The organism is Allobosea sp. TWI1241, assembly GCF_039673065.1.
GTDB lineage: Bacteria > Pseudomonadota > Alphaproteobacteria > Rhizobiales > Beijerinckiaceae > Allobosea.
This window is the reverse complement of the sequence record NZ_JBDJKW010000001.1, coordinates 505,454-519,966: the sequence shown is the minus strand read 5'-3', so window position 1 is coordinate 519,966 and position 14,513 is coordinate 505,454. Positions and strand designations below refer to the sequence as shown.

Below are 14,513 nucleotides of genomic sequence, written 5' to 3'. Positions count from 1 at the left end.
GGCGCTTCCGGCGGATGGCGGGCCGTCAGCGGCAGCCAGGTCGGGTTGCGTTCTCCGAGCTTTTCCAGTCGCCGTGTTCCCGTTCTCGAACGTGCCGGAGCGCCACAGGCCTCCGGCGGTTGGACCCTGGGCATGATGGATCTTGATCTGGACACCGACTTCGAACGCCCTTCCAACCCTCTCGACCTGATCGAGCATCTCGCGGCCATCAACAGCTGGAGCTTCGACCGCGACGGCGACGACGAGCTCTCGGTCTCGGTGACCGGCGGCTGGACCGAGTATCACGTCGCGATCACCTGGCTGTCGGATGTCGAGGCGATCCATGTCGCCTGCGGTTTCGACCTCAAGATCCCCGAGCGTCGCCGCCCCGAGGTGATGACGCTGATCGGCCTGATCAACGAGCAGCTCTGGCTCGGCCATTTCGACCTGTGGAGCTCGGAGAACGTCGCGGTCTACCGCCACGCGCTGCTGCTCTCGGGTGGGGCGGAGCCGACCGCGGAACAGGCGGCGGCGCTGATCAAGGCGGCCGTCGAGGCCTGCGAGCGCTATTACCAGGCCTTCCAGTTCGTGGTCTGGGCCGGCAAGACCGCCCGCGAAGGCCTCGAAGGCGCGATGCTGGAGACGATGGGCGAGGCCTGAGCCGGGCGCGTCGTCGCGCGGGCTTGACCCCGGCGCGGCGCGGGGCTTTCTGGGCGGCACGCGCCGCGCCGCGTCCAGACACGCCCAGCCGAAACAGGAATTCGCCATGTCCAGCCAGCTTCCGCAGTCGCTCGTCCTCGTCGGTGCCGGGAAGATGGGCGGCGCCATGCTCGAGGGCTGGGTCAAGCTCGGCCTCGAAGGCCATCGCATCACCCTGATCGATCCGCATATCGGCGAGGCGATGTCGGCCCTGGCCGCCGAGAAGGGCATGAACGTCAACCCGGCGAAGCCCGCCCCGGCCGAGGTCGTGGTGCTGGCGACCAAGCCGCAGATGCTCGACACCGCGGCGCCTTCGGTGCAGGCGCTGATCGGCCCCGGCACGCTGCTGATCTCGGTGCTCGCCGGCAAGACGCTGGGCGATCTCGGCCAGCGCCTGCCGAATGCCGGCGCGATGGTGCGCGCCATGCCGAACCTGCCGGCCTCGGTCGGGCGCGGTATCACCGCCGCCGCGGCCGGCCCGGGCGTCAGCGCGGCGCAGCGCGCCATGGCCGACCAGCTGCTCGCCGGCGTCGGCAAGGTCGAATGGCTGGAGAGCGAGGGGCTGATCGACGCGGTGACCGCGGTCTCCGGCTCGGGCCCGGCCTATGTCTTCCATCTGGTCGAGTGCATGGCGGCGGCCGGTGCCGCGGTCGGCCTGCCGGCGGACCTCGCCGAGCGGCTGGCGCGCGCCACGGTCGAAGGTGCCGGCGAATTGCTGTTCCAGTCGGATCTCTCCCCCGCCACCCTGCGCCAGAACGTGACCTCGCCGGGCGGCACCACCGCCGCGGCGCTCGCGGTGCTGATGGCCGAGCAGGACGGCATGCCGCCGCTGCTGCGCCGCGCCGTCGCCGCCGCCAAGAAGCGCGCCGAGGAACTGGCCGGCTGAGCCGCCATCGCGCTGCCGCATCGGCAGCCTAGAGAGGGAGGCTCGGGAACGGGCCTCCCGGCTCCGGCCACGCGCGCCGCGACAGCGCGCCGGCTTGCGCCCGGCCGCGACGAGGCCCAGCTTTCCGACAGCAGCCCTTCGCGAAGGAGAGAGCCATGGCCAGCAAGCCCGTTTCGTCCGAAGCCACCGGCGGGGCCGCCCGCCCGGACCCGCGCCGCGCCGTCGTCGAGGCGCTGTTCCGGCTCGCGGCCAGCCGCGACTGGGACACGATCGAGCTGCCCGACATCGCGCAGGAGGCCGGGATCGGCCTCGCCGAGATGCGCAATCTCTTCCCCTCCAAGCTCGCTATCCTCGGCGGGCTGACGCGCATGGCCGACGAGGCCGTTCTCGCCGGCAATTCGGACGATCTGCGCGACGAAAGCTATCGCGAGCGCATGTTCGATCTGGTGATGCGCCGCCTCGATGCGCTGGCGCCCTACAAGGCCGGCCTGCGTTCGGCGCTCGTCGCATTGCGGCGCGACCCGCTGGCGCTGGCCGCCTTCGGCCGCAGCGCCACCAATTCCTGGCGCTACATGCTGGCTTCCGCCGGCATCCCGACCGAGGATTCGCTCGGCTCGGTGCGGGCGCGCGGTGCCGTCCTGCTGATGAGCCGGGTGATGGAAACCTGGCTGGTCGACGACGAGCCGGAGCTGTCGCGCACCATGGCCAAGCTCGACGCCGAACTGAAGACGGCGGCCCGCGTGATGGCGCGCGTCGAGGACGTGCACCGGCTGACCGCTCCGCTGCGCGGGCTGGCACGGGCGCTCTGCGGCGGCCGGCGCGAGCGGCGCCGGCGCGAGCGCATGCAGCCCGAGGCGCCCGACGACTACGCCGTCGCGATCTGAGCGCGGCTGATTCGTGGCGAGAGCATGGCGATATTAAGCTGACGTTAGTGTCCGGTCGGGGAGGGTGCGATGCCTGTACCGACTGGACCTTGCGATGCCTGTGCTCAAAGCCCTCCGATCCTTGTCGATCGGTCAGTCCTTCGCCCTGGTGGCCGTGCTCGGTGCCATGCTGGCGGCCTCCTGCGGCGGCGTGACCCTCTACGAGGCGCGCAAGGACATGGTCGCGTTGAAGCGGGCCGAGGTGACCAGCTCGGTCGACGCCGCCGCCTCGACCATCGCCGCCTATGTCGCACGGGTGAAGAAGGGCGAGCTCGATGAGGCGTCGGCGCGCAAGCTCGCCATCGACGCGGTGACCAATGCCCGCTTCGACAACGGCAACTACGTGTTCGTCATCCGCTATGACGGCATCAACATCGCCCATGCCAGCCCGAAGCTCGTCGGCACCGACATGTCGACCCTCGCCGATCCGACCGGGCTGCTGTTCGTCCGCAAGATGATCGACATCGCCAAGGCCGATGGCTCCGGCTATATCGAATATCAATGGGTCAAGCCGGGCGACAGCGACCCGTCGCTGAAGATCTCCTATGTCGTCGGCGTACCTGAGTGGCAGTGGGCCGTCGGCGCCGGCATGCACATCCACGACGTCAACCGCGCCTTCATCACCACGACGCTGAAGGTGGCGATGGTGTTGGTCCCGCTGTCGCTGCTGCTGTTCGCTGTGGTCTTCCTGCTCAGCCGCCGCGCGGCAGGCATGCTCTCCAGCCTGTCGGAGGCCGCGACCGGGCTCGCCGCCGGCGATCTCGCGGTCGAGATCGCGCATCGCGAGCGCCATGATTCGATCGGCGAGATGGCCCGTTCGCTCGAGGTCTTCCGCGACGCCGCCGTCGAGAAGCGCCGCATCGAGGCCGAGAAGGCACAGGCCGAGAGCGAGGCGGGCGAGCACCGCCGCGTCGCCGACGCCGAACGCACCCTCAACGAGGCGCAGCGCAGCGAGGAGGCCCGCAAGCAGGCCGTGGTGGTCGAGGCGCTGGGCGAGGGGCTCGACCGGCTGACGGCCGGCGAGCTGACCTACCGCATCGAGGCGTCGTTCAGCGCCGAATACGCCAAGCTCAAGGGCGATTTCAACGCCGCCATGGCGCATCTCGAGCGCACCATGCGCCAGATCGCCAGCAACGCCGACAGCATGAAGACCGGCGCGGGCGAGATCCGCCAGGCGGCCGACGACCTCGCCAACCGCACCGAGCAGCAGGCCTCCTCGGTCGAGGAGACGGCGTCTGCCCTCGATCAGCTGACCGCCACCGTGCGCCAGACCGCCGAGGGCGCGCGCCAGGCCAACAGCGCGACGATCCAGGTCAAGAGCGAGGCCGAGCAGTCCGGCCAGATCGTGCGCGACGCGGTCGCCGCGATGGGCGGGATCGAGCGCTCGGCGCAGGAAATCTCGCAGATCGTCGGCGTCATCGACGAGATCGCTTTCCAGACCAACCTGCTGGCGCTCAACGCCAGCGTCGAGGCGGCGCGCGCCGGCGAGGCCGGCAAGGGCTTCGCCGTGGTCGCCTCCGAGGTTCGGGCCCTGGCGCAGCGTTCCGCCGCGGCTGCCAAGGAGATCAAGGGGCTGATCGCGGCCTCGTTCGAGGAGGTCGAGAAGGGCGTGTCGCTGGTCGGCCAGACCGGCAGCGCCCTGACCCGGATGTCGGGCGAGATCACCCGCGTCGCCTCGCTGGTCGCCGAGATCTCCTCGGCGGCGCAGGAGCAGGCCGCCGGCCTGCAGGAGGTCAACGGCGCCGTCAACGACATGGACCAGGCGACGCAGCAGAACGCCGCCATGGCCGAGCAGTCGACCGCCGCCTCGCAGTCGCTGCTGCAGGAGGCCGACAGGCTCGCCAGGCTGCTCGGACATTTCCGCCTCGGTGCCGATGCGGCGGCGCATGCTGCCTCCGCGCCCGCGGCCAAGACGGTCGCCGCTTCCGTGGCCAACCCGGTGGCCAACCCCGTGGCCAAGCCTGCCGCTGCGCCTGCGATCTCCGCGCCGGTCTCGGCGGCGGCGACCGCCGAGGTCGCGGCGCTCAAGGCGATGGCGAACCGCATGGCGCGCGTCGCGCCGCCGGCCAAACCGCCGGCCGCACCCGCCCGCAAATCGGTGGTCAACGAAGCCGATAGCGGCTGGGAGGAGTTCTGAGCATGGCGTCCGACGAGCTCGCCGCCCCGATCGTATTCGATGATTTCCTCAAGGTGGACATCCGCGTCGGCACGATCGTCGAGGCGGAGCCCTATCCCGAAGCGCGCAAGCCGGCGATCAAGCTCGTGATCGACTTCGGCGGCACGATCGGCCGCAAGCGCTCCTCGGCCCAGATCACCCGCCATTACCGGCCCGAGGATCTCCCGGGCCGGCAGGTGCTGGCGGTGGTCAACTTCCCGCCGCGGCAGATCGGCAAGTTCATGTCCGAGGTGCTGACCCTCGGCGTGCCGGATGCCGAGGGCGAGGTCGTGCTGATCGCGCCCGACCAGGACGTGCCGCAGGGCGCCAGGCTGTTCTGAGCGGCCTGCCGCCGCTGCGTGGTCCGGCGAGCCTCAGCGCAGCGAGCCGGCGAAGCCGGTGATCGCCGAGACGACCGCGCCCTCGCGCCCGACGAAGCCGTGATAGGCCCGGGCCTGGCAGGGATTGCCGGTCGAACTGCCCCCGTCGACCCAGACCAGCCGCGCCCGCGGGCCGGCCCAGGCCTTGAACGCCTCCGCCCCTTCCGGAAGCGACACCCGGCAGCTGTCCTTGCGGTGCTGGATGATCAGCATGGGCGGCAGCGCAGCCGCGTCACCGAGCGCCGGGCGCGCCTCCTCCAGCATGGCCGAGGCGAAGACGATGCCGTCCGGCCGCGAAGGCAGGGTGGAGGCGACCTTGAGGGCACCCCGGCTCATCGCCACGACGATCACCCGCGGCGCGATCTCGCGCATCATCGCGATCGCCTTGTTGGGGTCGGCCCCGCCGTCCAGGACGAGGCTGGCGATGCCGCTGCGGGCATAGTCGCCGCGGGTCCGGACGATCCAGTTGCCGCTGCGCTGCACGGTGCCGTCGGCGCCGATGCCGATATTGCCGTCGCCGCCGGTGAGCAGGATCACGCCGGCACGCGCCTTGCCGGCAGGCTTGTTGAGAAGCGCCTTGCCGCCGCCGAAGAAGCCGCCGAGATCGACGACCTCCTCGGCACGGGCGCCGACGGGCGCGAGCAGCAGGGCCAGGACTGCGAGCATTTTGGGGAAGGCCGGCATGGACGTGTCCTCTGCACGGCGGCCACGGGCCGGGGCCGCAACGTGCGACAATCGCGCCGATCGCGAGCGTCCGCCAGTGGGTGCGACGGGCCTGAACGCCGATATTTCATCAGCCTGCGCGCGGCCGGTGAGACGGCTCGCTAGACCGGCAACCTGACGGTGGCGCGCAGGCCGCCGAGCGGAGAATCCGACAGGATGACGTCGCCGCCATGGGCGCGGGCGATGTCGCGGGCGATGGCGAGGCCGAGCCCGGTGCCGCCGCCGTCGACATTGCGGGATTCGTCGAGGCGGAAGAACGGCTTGAACACGTCCTCGCGCAGCTCGGGCGCGATGCCGGGCCCGTCATCGTCGACCATGACGATCAGGTAGCGCGCGTCATGGGTGGCGCCGATGGCGATGCGGTCGCCGAAGCGGGCAGCGTTGGAGACGAGATTGGTGAGCAGGCGGCGCACCGCGTCGGGCCGGATCACCACCAGCGGGTCGCCGACCACCGAGAGGGTGGTCTGGTGGCCCTGGCGCTCGGCATCGGCCTTGAGCTCCTCGAGCAGGGCACGGATATCGGTCTCCACCGCCGCCTCGCCGGCGTCGCCGCGCGCGAAGGCGAGATAGGCCTCCAGCATGCGGCTCATCTCGTCGACGTCCTTCTCGATCGCCTCGAGATCGGGCGAGCGCTCGAGCAGCGCCAGCGAGAGCTTGAAGCGGGTGAGGATGGTGCGCAGATCGTGGCTGACGCCGTTGAGCATCATGGTGCGCTCGCCCATGGAGCGCTCGACGCGCCGCTTCATCTCGATGAAGGCGTTGCCGGCGCGCCGGACCTCGCGGGCGCCGCGCGGGCGGAAATCGGCCTCGCGGCCCTTGCCGAAGGCCTCCGCCGCATCGGCGAGCCGCAGGATCGGCCGGATCTGGTTGCGCATGAACAGCACGGCGATGGTGAGCAGGATCAGCGAAGTGCCGATCATCCAGAGCAGGAAGATGTGGCTGTTCGAGGCATAGGCTTGGTTGCGGCGGGTCAGGATCCGCATCACGTCCTTGCCGAGTTTGACCCGGATCTCGATCAGGCTGGAGCGGCCGACCGTGTCGAGCCAGAACGGGCGCTTGACCTGCTGGCTGAGCTCGGTCGAAAGCGCGTTGTCGAGCAGCGAGAAGAAGGGGCGGGGGCCCGGCGGAGGCAGATCGGCATCGGGCAAAATCTCGACATCCATGCCGAGCCGCTCCTCGGCGATGCGGCCGAGGACGTTGCCCTCCTTGTCCTGCGGATAGCTCTCATAGACGTCGATCAGCACAGCGATCTCGGAGGAGACCGAGGAGGAGAGGCGCTGGGTCACCGTCTGCCAGTGTCGCTCCATGAAGACATAAGCGATCACCGATTGCAGCAGCACCACGGGGGCGATGACGATGACCATCGCGCGCGGATAGAGCCCCTTGGGCATGATGCGGGCGAGTGCGCGCGCCGGCGGGTCGAACAGCCGCTTCACCGGGGCGAAGAGATAGGCGAAGACATGGGCGACGAGCCGGCCGAGCGGGGCGAGCAGCGCCATCAGCCCGCGCCCGGTGCGGGCGGCGAGCGGGGCGATCATGCGCCAGGGCGAGGCCGAGGCCACGCGCCTCAGGCCCTGTCCGTGACGAGGCGGTAGCCGACGCCGCGCACGGTCTGGAGATAGAGCGGGTCGGCCGGGTCGCGCTCGATCTTGCGGCGCAGGCGGTTGATCTGCACATCGATGGTGCGGTCGTTGGCGGCCGAGCCCTGCGCGGCGAGCTGCTCGCGCGGCACGTGCTCGCCGGCGCGCTCGGCCAGCGCGGTCAGGATCTCGCGCTCGCGCTCAGTCAGGCGGATGAAGTCCTCGCCCTGGCGCAGTTCGCCGCGGGCCAGCCCGAAGACGAAGGGGCCGAAGCGGACATGGTCCGGCCGGGCGGCGGCCACTGGCGCCTCCGGCTGCGGATTGCGCCGCAGGATGTTGCCGAGCCGCAGGATCAGCTCGCGCGGTTCGAAGGGCTTGGCGAGATAGTCGTCGACACCGATCTCCAGCCCGGTGATGCGGTCGCCGGAATCGGAGCGGGCGGTGAGCATCAGGATCGGCACCTGCATGCCCTTGCGCAGGCGCCGCGCGAAGTCGAAGCCGTTCTCGCCCGGCATCATGATGTCGAGCACGATGGCGTCGAAGACCAGGCTCGCCAGGCGCGAATCGGCTTCGGCCGCATTGGCGGCGGTGGTGACCCGATAGCCGTTGTCGCCGAGGAAGCGGGCGAGCAGGTCGCGCAGGCGCCGGTCGTCGTCGACCACCAGGATATGGGGCGCCTCGTCGGGGATCGCCTTGCGGGGGCCGCCGGCTGCCGTCATCGCTGCTCCTCCCTGGCGATCGGGTCACATGCTGCTGCCGCCGGGATTAGCACGATGCGTCAGCCGGACCCAGCCAGGTGCGCCATGACGCCGCGCTGGGCGGCCGGGTCGATCATGCCGGTGAGGTAGCGCGCGACGATGGCGGCGGCGCCTGGCCCGGCTGCGTCGAGCGCCCGCGCGATTCGCTTGGACTGCAGCTCGGCCAGCCGTATGGCGAGGTCGCGCCCCGTCGCGGTGGCGTGGAGCTTGCGCTGGCGCTTGTCGCGGGTGCCGGTGCGCTGCTCGACGAAACCGGTCTCGACCAGCTCCTTCAGCACGCGATTCAGGCTCTGCTTGGTAATCTGGAGGATATCCAGCAGTTCGGCGATAGTCATGCCCGGCCGGCGCTGGACGAAGTGAAGCACCCGGTGATGGGCGCGGCCGAAGCCGTAATCTGCGAGGATGCGGTCCGGGTCGCCGACGAAGTCGCGATAGGCGAAGAAGAACAGCTCGATCAGGTCGTAGGGCAACGCGTCGGACGGCGCGTCGGGCAGGGAGCGAATCTGGGAGGGGATCGGGGCGGACATAGGCGCTTGACGCTCCCTCTTTTTATGTCAGCGTTGTTGACATATCTCAGACGGAAGATTACCGGTCAAGCGTGTGCTGCGACCGATTATGTCGCCAGCGCCGGGCCTCACGCAGTTTTACGGTCCGTCTTGCGTGCCGCCGGCCCCGAATGCCCGGCCGCAACAATGCATCAGGAGGATGTGTATCATGGCAGTCATTCCTTTCGACCAGCGCGACGGTGTCATCTGGTTCGACGGCAAGCTTGTGCCGTGGAAGGATGCCAAGGTGCACGTACTCACCCACGGGCTGCATTACGGCTCCTGCGTGTTCGAGGGCGAGCGCGCCTATGACGGCGTGATCTACAAGTGCACCGAGCACTCGCAGCGCTTCCACAAGTCCGCCGAGATCATGGACTTCACCATTCCCTATTCGGTCGCGGAGCTCGACGAGGCGAAGTATCTCTGCCTCAAGGAGAGCGGCCTGAAGGAGGCCTATCTCCGTCCGGTCGCCTGGCGCGGCTCGGAGATGATGGCGGTGTCCGGCCTCAGCAACACGATCCATACCGCGATCGCGGTGTGGGAGTGGCCGAGCATGTACGACATGGCGCAGAAGCTGAAGGGCGTGCGCCTCGACGTGGCCGAGTATCGCCGCCCCGACCCGGCCTGCGCGCCGGTCCACGCCAAGGCGGCGGGCCTGTACATGATCTGCACGCTCTCCAAGCACAAGGCGGAGCGCGCCGGCTATGCCGACGCGATGATGCTGGACTGGGAAGGCAATGTCGCCGAGTGCACCGGTGCCAACATCTTCTTCATCAAGGACGGCGTGATCCACACCCCGCTGGCCGACCGCTTCCTCGACGGGCTCACCCGCCAGTCGGTGATCGCGCTCTGCCGCAAGCGCGGCTTCGAGGTGGTCGAGCGCCGCATCCGTCCCGAGGAGCTCGCGGGCTTCCAAGAGTGCTTCATCACCGGCTCGGCCGCCGAGGTGACGCTGGTCTCCGAGATCGGCCCCTACAGCTTCGTCACCGGCAATATGGGCAAGGTGATCATGGAAGACTATTCGGACGCGGTGCGCCCGAACCGGCAGGCGGCCTGAGCGGCCGCCACGCAGTCCGGCTTTGATCCGGCGTCCCGGTCAGCGCAGGCGGGCCGGGACGTTTTCATTTGGCCTGGCGGATCTCGTGGCGGACGAGGGTGAGCCAGTCCTCCTGCGGCAGACCGCGGCAGGGATCCATGGTCGAGAACTCGCCCAGCATGAAGCGCGAGCCGTCCCAGACATAGGTGCCGGTGCTGCCGCAATCGCCGATGCCTCGCCCCTTGGCCTCGAAGGCGAGGCGGCCGGTGGCGGGATCGTATTCCGCGTTGATCAGCATGTTGTCCGCCGTCTCGCCGGGGCGCTGGAGCACGAGCTTGCTCGCCTTCGCAGGGTCGCTACCCTGGACGGTCCAGAAGCCGGTGACGGCGTTGTAGGCCCCGAGCCCGCAGAACAGCGCGACGAGCTGCCGGCCATCGCCGAGCGGATAGACCTGGTCCGGGATGCTGGCGGCGTCTTCCGGCGCCTCGCAGAGATCTGGCTCGGCCTGCTGCACCGCCTTGCGCAGCCCGGCGACCAGCCGCTCGGTCTCGGGCTTGGGCAAGGCGGGCTGGCCCGCCGTGGCGATCGCCGTCACCACCGGGAGACGCTTTGCCGCCGGCACGGCCGAAGCCGGCCGGTCGCCCTTGCGCACCAGGGCGGTCGCGGTGTCGAGGCGGCCCTGCTGCTCGTCGATCCAGAGCAGGGCGGCGACCGAGCCGGACAGCGAGATCTCGAAGCGGCGCCCGCCCAGCGTCGCGGTGAGCTTCGTCGCCTTGCGGGCGGCGGCGAGAAAGGCGTCGAGGCCGGCGCCCGGTATCGTCACCACGGCCGTCTCGGGATCGGGATGGCTGACGGGCAATTGCGCGACCGTTGCCGGGACGGTGGCGCCGTCGAGCATGATGCTCGCCGTCGCAGCCTTGCCGAGCTTCTCGGCATGGATGCGGATGGCGAGCCTGGCGGGAGCCTCGGGCCTTGCTTGCCGTTCCAGGCGCAGCAGCGCCGCGGTCTCCGCCGTCTCGGCCGGCAGCGACAGGGCCGTGCAGGCGCCGATATTGTCGCAGCCGGCATACCAGTCGCGGAAGGTCTTGCTGACCGGCTCGGCCGCCTGTGCGCCGGCGAGCGTGATCAGGGCGAGCGCCGGGCCGGCGAGCGGCAGGGCGAGGTGGCGCGGCATCATGGCGTCAGGTCCAGCGTTCGGCGGCCGCGTCGTCCTCGGCGCGGGCCTCGACCCAGGCGCCGGTCGTGCCGTCGGCCAGGTGCTCGCGCTTCCAGAAGGGGGCCCGCGTCTTGAGATAGTCCATCACGAATTCGGCGGCGGCGAATGCGGCGGCGCGATGGGCCGAGGCCGCCAGCACCAGCACGATCCGCTCACCCGGCGCGATCATCCCGTGGCGATGGATCGCGACGAGGCCGGTCAGCGGCCAGCGCGCCATGGCGTCCTGCGCGACTCGGCCGATCTCGGCCTCGGCCATGCCGGGATAATGCTCCAGCTCCAGCGCCGAGAGGCGGCCGCCCTCGTCGCGGCAGAAGCCGGAGAAGCTGACCACCGCGCCGATGTCGCCGCGCCCCGCCGTGAGCGCGTCGATTTCGGCGGCTGTGTCGAAATCCTCGCGCTGGATGCGGATGACCGGCTGCATGGCGGCTCAGCCGCCGGTCATCGGCGGGAAGAAGGCGATCTCGCGGGCGCCGGCGATCGGGCTCGCCGGCTTGGCATGGACCTGGTCGATGGCGCAGCGCACGATCGCCTCGTTGGCGAAGGCGAGCTCGTAGCCCTCGCCGCGGCCCTTCAGCCAGCGCACCAGCTCGGCCACCGTGGCGATTCCGGTCGGCGGCTGCACGGTCTCATCGGCGAGGCCGACGCGCTCGCGAACCCAGGCGAAATAGACCAGCTTCAGCGGCGCGGCAGCGGTCATGGCATATGCTCGTCCAGGGCGACCAGATGGCGGATGCCGGAGTTGAGATAGTCCCAGCCGGTGTAGATGGTCAGGATGGCCGAGACCCAGAGCATGCCGATGCCGATCTGGGTGTTGTAGGGCAGGACCTGGTCGCCGGCCGGGCCGGCCACGAGGAAGCCGAGCGCGAAGAGCTGCGCCGTGGTCTTCCACTTTGCGACCTTGCTCACCGGGACGCTGACCTTCAGGTCGGCGAGGAATTCGCGCAGGCCCGAGACCAGGATCTCGCGGCACAGGATCACGATCGCCGCCCAGATCGCCCAGCCGCGGATCGTGCCGGTGTGGACGAGCATCAGCAGCAGCGCACAGACCAGCAGCTTGTCGGCGATGGGATCGAGCATCCGGCCGATCGCCGATTGCTGGCTCCAGGCGCGGGCGAGCCAGCCGTCGAGATAGTCGGTGATCGCGGCGGCGATGTAGATCGAGAGCGCCGCCCAGCGGGCCCAGTTCTCCCAGGGCCAGAACAGCAGCGCCACCACGGCCGGAATCGCGAGGATCCGACCATAGGTCAGGAGATTGGGCAGCGACCACGGGCCGCGGCGGCGGATGGCATCGGGAAGAATCGTCACGAAGGGCACCAAAGCAGCGCGTCGATGACAGCGTCAACACGGAAGACGGCGATTGCGTGTCGGCTGGCGGCTCAGCGCTCGTTGAAGTGATCGTGCACGGCCTTCGCCGTGGCGGCGTTGACGCCCGGCGTGCGCATCAGATCCTCGAGTTTCGCGCGCTGGATCGCCTTCACTGTACCGAAATGCAGCAGCAGCGCGCGCTTGCGGGCCGGGCCGATGCCGGCGATCTCGTCGAGCGGATTGGTCTTTATGTCGCGCCTGCGCTTGGCGCGATGCGTGCCGATGGCGAAGCGGTGGGCCTCGTCGCGCAGGCGCTGGATGAAGTAGAGCGCCGGATCGCGGGGCGGCAGCTTGAACGGCTCCCGTCCGGCCATGAAGAAGGTCTCGCGCATGGCGTTGCGGTCGGCGCCCTTGGCGATGGCGACCAGCGCGATGTCGGTGGCGCCGCATTCGGCCATGATGGTGCGCGCCGCCTCGAACTGCCCCTTGCCGCCGTCGACGATGACCAGGTCGGGGCGCGCCGGGAAGGTGCCGTCGTCGTCCATGGCGGGCAGGGAGGCCGTGGTCGGCGCCACGGAGCCCTCTCCCCCGGTTCGGGGGAGAGCTGGAGAGGGGGCTGCGCCATCCGCGACGGTCCGGTCGCCCGGCTCCGGCAGGCTCTTCGGTGAAAGGGCCCCCTCCCAGCCCTCCCCCGTTCCGGGAGAGGGCTCTTGCGCCTCGTCCGGCGATGTCGAGGTTGTGCCGCTTTCCTTCGCCAGCCGCGCGAAACGGCGCTTCAGCACCTCGCGCATCATGCCGAAATCGTCGCCGGCGACGGTGTCGGCCGAGATGTTGAAGGTGCGGTAATGGCTCTTCATGAAGCCGTCGCGGCCGGCGACGATCATGCCGCCGACGGCGTTGGTACCCATGATGTGGGAGTTGTCGTAGACCTCGACACGCCGCGGCGCCTTCGCCAGCCCGAAAGCCTGGCCGAGCGCCTCGAGCAGGCTCTGCTGGCCGGCATTGTCGGCGAGCTTGCGCGACAGCGCCTCGCGCGCGTTCTTGAGGGCGAGGCCGACGAGGTCGCGCCGCTCGCCGCGCTTCGGCGCCAGCAGCTCGACCTTGCGGCCAGCGCGGGCAGTGAGCGCCTGCTGGATCAGCTCGGCCTCGGCGAGCTCGTGCGAGACCAGCACCTGCCGGGCCGGCGGCTTGTCGTCGTAGAACTGGGTCACGACGGAGGCCAGCACCTCTTCCGGCGTCAGGCTGCGGTCGGCGCGCGGGAAGAGGGCGCGATTGCCCCAGTTCTGCCGGTTGCGGAAGAAGAAGATCTCGACGCAGAACTGCCCGGCCTGTTCGTCGATGGCGAAGACGTCGGCCTCCTCGACGTCGCGGGTGTTGATGTCCTGCCCGGCCTGCACCGCCGACAGCGCCGCCAGCCGGTCGCGGTAGCGCGCCGCCTTCTCGAATTCGAGCGCCTCCGCCGCCTCCTGCATGCGGCCGGACAGCAGCGCCTTCACGGTGCTGGAGCGGCCGGACAGGAAGTCGCGCGCCTGCGACACCAGCCCCTGATAGTCCTCGTGCGAGATCTCGCCGGTGCAGGGCGCCGAGCAGCGCTTGATCTGGAACAGCAGGCAGGGCCGGGTGCGGTTCTCGTAATAGCTGTCGGAGCAGGAGCGCAGCAGGAAGGCCTTCTGCAGCGCGTCGATGGTGCGTTCCACCGCCCAGACCGAGGCGAAGGGGCCGAAATAGTCGCCCTTGCGCTGCCGTGCGCCGCGATGCTTGGCGATCTGCGGCGCCGGATGGTCGCCCGAGAGGAAGATGTAGGGGAACGACTTGTCGTCGCGCAGCAGCACATTGTAGCGCGGCCGCAGCTGCTTGATGAGGTTCGACTCCAGCAGCAGCGCCTCGGTCTCGGTGCCGGTGGTGACGAACTCCATATTCGCCGTCTCGGCGATCATGCGGGCGACGGCGTTGGTGTGCGCCATGCCGCGCGCATAGGCCGAGACGCGGTTCTTCAGGCTCTTGGCCTTGCCGACATAGAGCACCTCTCCGGCGCGATCGAACATGCGGTAGACGCCGGGCCGGTTCGGCAGGTGCTTGGCGAATTCGGCGATGACCTCGATGCCGGCCCTGAGCGCGCCGGGGGCGGTCTCGCCGATCGTGACGACGGGTTCGGGCGGGGAAGGGGCGTCCTCCCGCTCGGGCAGCGCTTCGTCGGGCAGGTCCTGGCGTTCGCGAGTCATGGGCTGCATGTAGGATGCCGCGGCGGCTTCGTCATGTCAGGAGTGCGCCCGCTTTCCGCTTGACCTCGCCGGGCGGGCGCGGCCAAGTCTCGCGCCTTCCCGGAAC

15 protein-coding genes are annotated in these 14,513 nt (G+C 69.9%); 6 read left to right on the top strand and 9 right to left on the bottom strand.

Features of this window, described 5'->3' with window-relative positions:
* Positions 1 to 132 precede the first annotated feature (132 nt).
* The 5 genes from ABE438_RS02515 (at position 133) to ABE438_RS02495 (ending at position 4,983) form a co-directional block, all read left to right on the top strand.
* Positions 133 to 639: a type III secretion system chaperone family protein gene (locus ABE438_RS02515; protein WP_346500867.1), complete on the top strand. Its 507-nt coding sequence runs from the start codon at positions 133 to 135 to the stop codon at positions 637 to 639.
* A gap of 106 nt (positions 640 to 745) precedes the next feature.
* The gene (proC, locus tag ABE438_RS02510; RefSeq protein ID WP_346500865.1) at positions 746 to 1,564 is read left to right on the top strand and encodes a pyrroline-5-carboxylate reductase; all 819 of its coding nucleotides are present in this window, start codon (positions 746 to 748) and stop codon (positions 1,562 to 1,564) included.
* Between the two features lie 155 nt (positions 1,565 to 1,719).
* Positions 1,720 to 2,448, top strand: coding sequence for a TetR/AcrR family transcriptional regulator (locus ABE438_RS02505; protein WP_346500863.1), 729 nt, complete (start codon positions 1,720 to 1,722; stop codon positions 2,446 to 2,448).
* 121 nt (positions 2,449 to 2,569) lie between these two features.
* Positions 2,570 to 4,624 (top strand): methyl-accepting chemotaxis protein, encoded by a 2,055-nt coding sequence (locus ABE438_RS02500; protein WP_346500861.1) that lies wholly within the window; start codon positions 2,570 to 2,572, stop codon positions 4,622 to 4,624.
* Positions 4,625 to 4,626: 2 nt separating this feature from the next.
* Positions 4,627 to 4,983 carry a tRNA-binding protein gene (locus ABE438_RS02495; protein WP_346500859.1) on the top strand — a complete coding sequence of 119 codons (357 nt, stop codon included), beginning with the start codon at positions 4,627 to 4,629 and terminating at the stop codon, positions 4,981 to 4,983.
* Between the two features lie 33 nt (positions 4,984 to 5,016).
* On the opposite strand, the gene ABE438_RS02490 is transcribed toward ABE438_RS02495, so the two are convergent.
* The 4 genes from ABE438_RS02490 to ABE438_RS02475 form a co-directional block, all read right to left on the bottom strand.
* Positions 5,017 to 5,706, bottom strand: coding sequence for an alpha/beta hydrolase (locus tag ABE438_RS02490; protein WP_346500857.1), 690 nt, complete (start codon positions 5,704 to 5,706; stop codon positions 5,017 to 5,019).
* Positions 5,707 to 5,846: 140 nt separating this feature from the next.
* Positions 5,847 to 7,244 carry an ATP-binding protein gene (locus tag ABE438_RS02485; RefSeq protein WP_465248543.1) on the bottom strand — a complete coding sequence of 466 codons (1,398 nt, stop codon included), beginning with the start codon at positions 7,242 to 7,244 and terminating at the stop codon, positions 5,847 to 5,849.
* 68 nt (positions 7,245 to 7,312) lie between these two features.
* Positions 7,313 to 8,044: a response regulator gene (locus ABE438_RS02480; RefSeq protein WP_346500853.1), complete on the bottom strand. Its 732-nt coding sequence runs from the start codon at positions 8,042 to 8,044 to the stop codon at positions 7,313 to 7,315.
* Between the two features lie 59 nt (positions 8,045 to 8,103).
* Complete coding sequence (locus tag ABE438_RS02475) at positions 8,104 to 8,610, bottom strand: MarR family winged helix-turn-helix transcriptional regulator (protein ID WP_346500851.1); 507 nt, start codon at positions 8,608 to 8,610, stop codon at positions 8,104 to 8,106.
* A gap of 187 nt (positions 8,611 to 8,797) precedes the next feature.
* On the opposite strand from ABE438_RS02475, the gene ABE438_RS02470 reads away from it, so the two are divergent.
* Positions 8,798 to 9,685 carry a branched-chain amino acid aminotransferase gene (locus ABE438_RS02470; protein ID WP_346500849.1) on the top strand — a complete coding sequence of 296 codons (888 nt, stop codon included), beginning with the start codon at positions 8,798 to 8,800 and terminating at the stop codon, positions 9,683 to 9,685.
* A 64-nt stretch (positions 9,686 to 9,749) separates the two neighbouring features.
* On the opposite strand, the gene ABE438_RS02465 is transcribed toward ABE438_RS02470, so the two are convergent.
* From ABE438_RS02465 to uvrC, 5 genes are all read right to left on the bottom strand, one after another.
* Entirely contained in the window at positions 9,750 to 10,841 is a 1,092-nt protein-coding gene (locus tag ABE438_RS02465; protein WP_346500847.1) for a DUF1176 domain-containing protein, read from the bottom strand.
* Between the two features lie 4 nt (positions 10,842 to 10,845).
* Positions 10,846 to 11,301, bottom strand: a complete 456-nt coding sequence (locus tag ABE438_RS02460) for a molybdenum cofactor biosynthesis protein MoaE (RefSeq protein WP_346500846.1) — start codon at positions 11,299 to 11,301, stop codon at positions 10,846 to 10,848.
* Between the two features lie 6 nt (positions 11,302 to 11,307).
* A complete protein-coding gene (gene moaD, locus ABE438_RS02455) occupies positions 11,308 to 11,559 on the bottom strand; it encodes a molybdopterin converting factor subunit 1 (RefSeq protein ID WP_346501035.1) in 252 nt (83 codons plus the stop codon).
* A gap of 14 nt (positions 11,560 to 11,573) precedes the next feature.
* Positions 11,574 to 12,185, bottom strand: coding sequence for a CDP-diacylglycerol--glycerol-3-phosphate 3-phosphatidyltransferase (gene pgsA / locus ABE438_RS02450; RefSeq protein ID WP_346500845.1), 612 nt, complete (start codon positions 12,183 to 12,185; stop codon positions 11,574 to 11,576).
* Positions 12,186 to 12,256: 71 nt separating this feature from the next.
* Positions 12,257 to 14,416 carry an excinuclease ABC subunit UvrC gene (gene uvrC / locus ABE438_RS02445; protein WP_346500843.1) on the bottom strand — a complete coding sequence of 720 codons (2,160 nt, stop codon included), beginning with the start codon at positions 14,414 to 14,416 and terminating at the stop codon, positions 12,257 to 12,259.
* Positions 14,417 to 14,513: the final 97 nt, after the last annotated feature.

Excerpts from the sequence above, each read along its gene's own strand:
- ABE438_RS02515 (WP_346500867.1), top strand. The coding sequence starts at position 133 with ATGATGGATCTTGATCTGGACACCGACTTCGAACGCCCTTCCAACCCT.
- proC (WP_346500865.1), top strand. The coding sequence starts at position 746 with ATGTCCAGCCAGCTTCCGCAGTCGCTCGTCCTCGTCGGTGCCGGGAAG.
- ABE438_RS02505 (WP_346500863.1), top strand. The coding sequence starts at position 1,720 with ATGGCCAGCAAGCCCGTTTCGTCCGAAGCCACCGGCGGGGCCGCCCGC.
- ABE438_RS02495 (WP_346500859.1), top strand. The coding sequence starts at position 4,627 with ATGGCGTCCGACGAGCTCGCCGCCCCGATCGTATTCGATGATTTCCTC.
- ABE438_RS02490 (WP_346500857.1), bottom strand. The coding sequence starts at position 5,706 with ATGCCGGCCTTCCCCAAAATGCTCGCAGTCCTGGCCCTGCTGCTCGCG.
- ABE438_RS02485 (WP_465248543.1), bottom strand. The coding sequence starts at position 7,244 with ATGGCGCTGCTCGCCCCGCTCGGCCGGCTCGTCGCCCATGTCTTCGCC.
- ABE438_RS02480 (WP_346500853.1), bottom strand. The coding sequence starts at position 8,044 with ATGACGGCAGCCGGCGGCCCCCGCAAGGCGATCCCCGACGAGGCGCCC.
- ABE438_RS02475 (WP_346500851.1), bottom strand. The coding sequence starts at position 8,610 with ATGTCCGCCCCGATCCCCTCCCAGATTCGCTCCCTGCCCGACGCGCCG.
- ABE438_RS02470 (WP_346500849.1), top strand. The coding sequence starts at position 8,798 with ATGGCAGTCATTCCTTTCGACCAGCGCGACGGTGTCATCTGGTTCGAC.
- ABE438_RS02465 (WP_346500847.1), bottom strand. The coding sequence starts at position 10,841 with ATGATGCCGCGCCACCTCGCCCTGCCGCTCGCCGGCCCGGCGCTCGCC.
- ABE438_RS02460 (WP_346500846.1), bottom strand. The coding sequence starts at position 11,301 with ATGCAGCCGGTCATCCGCATCCAGCGCGAGGATTTCGACACAGCCGCC.
- uvrC (WP_346500843.1), bottom strand. The coding sequence starts at position 14,416 with ATGCAGCCCATGACTCGCGAACGCCAGGACCTGCCCGACGAAGCGCTG.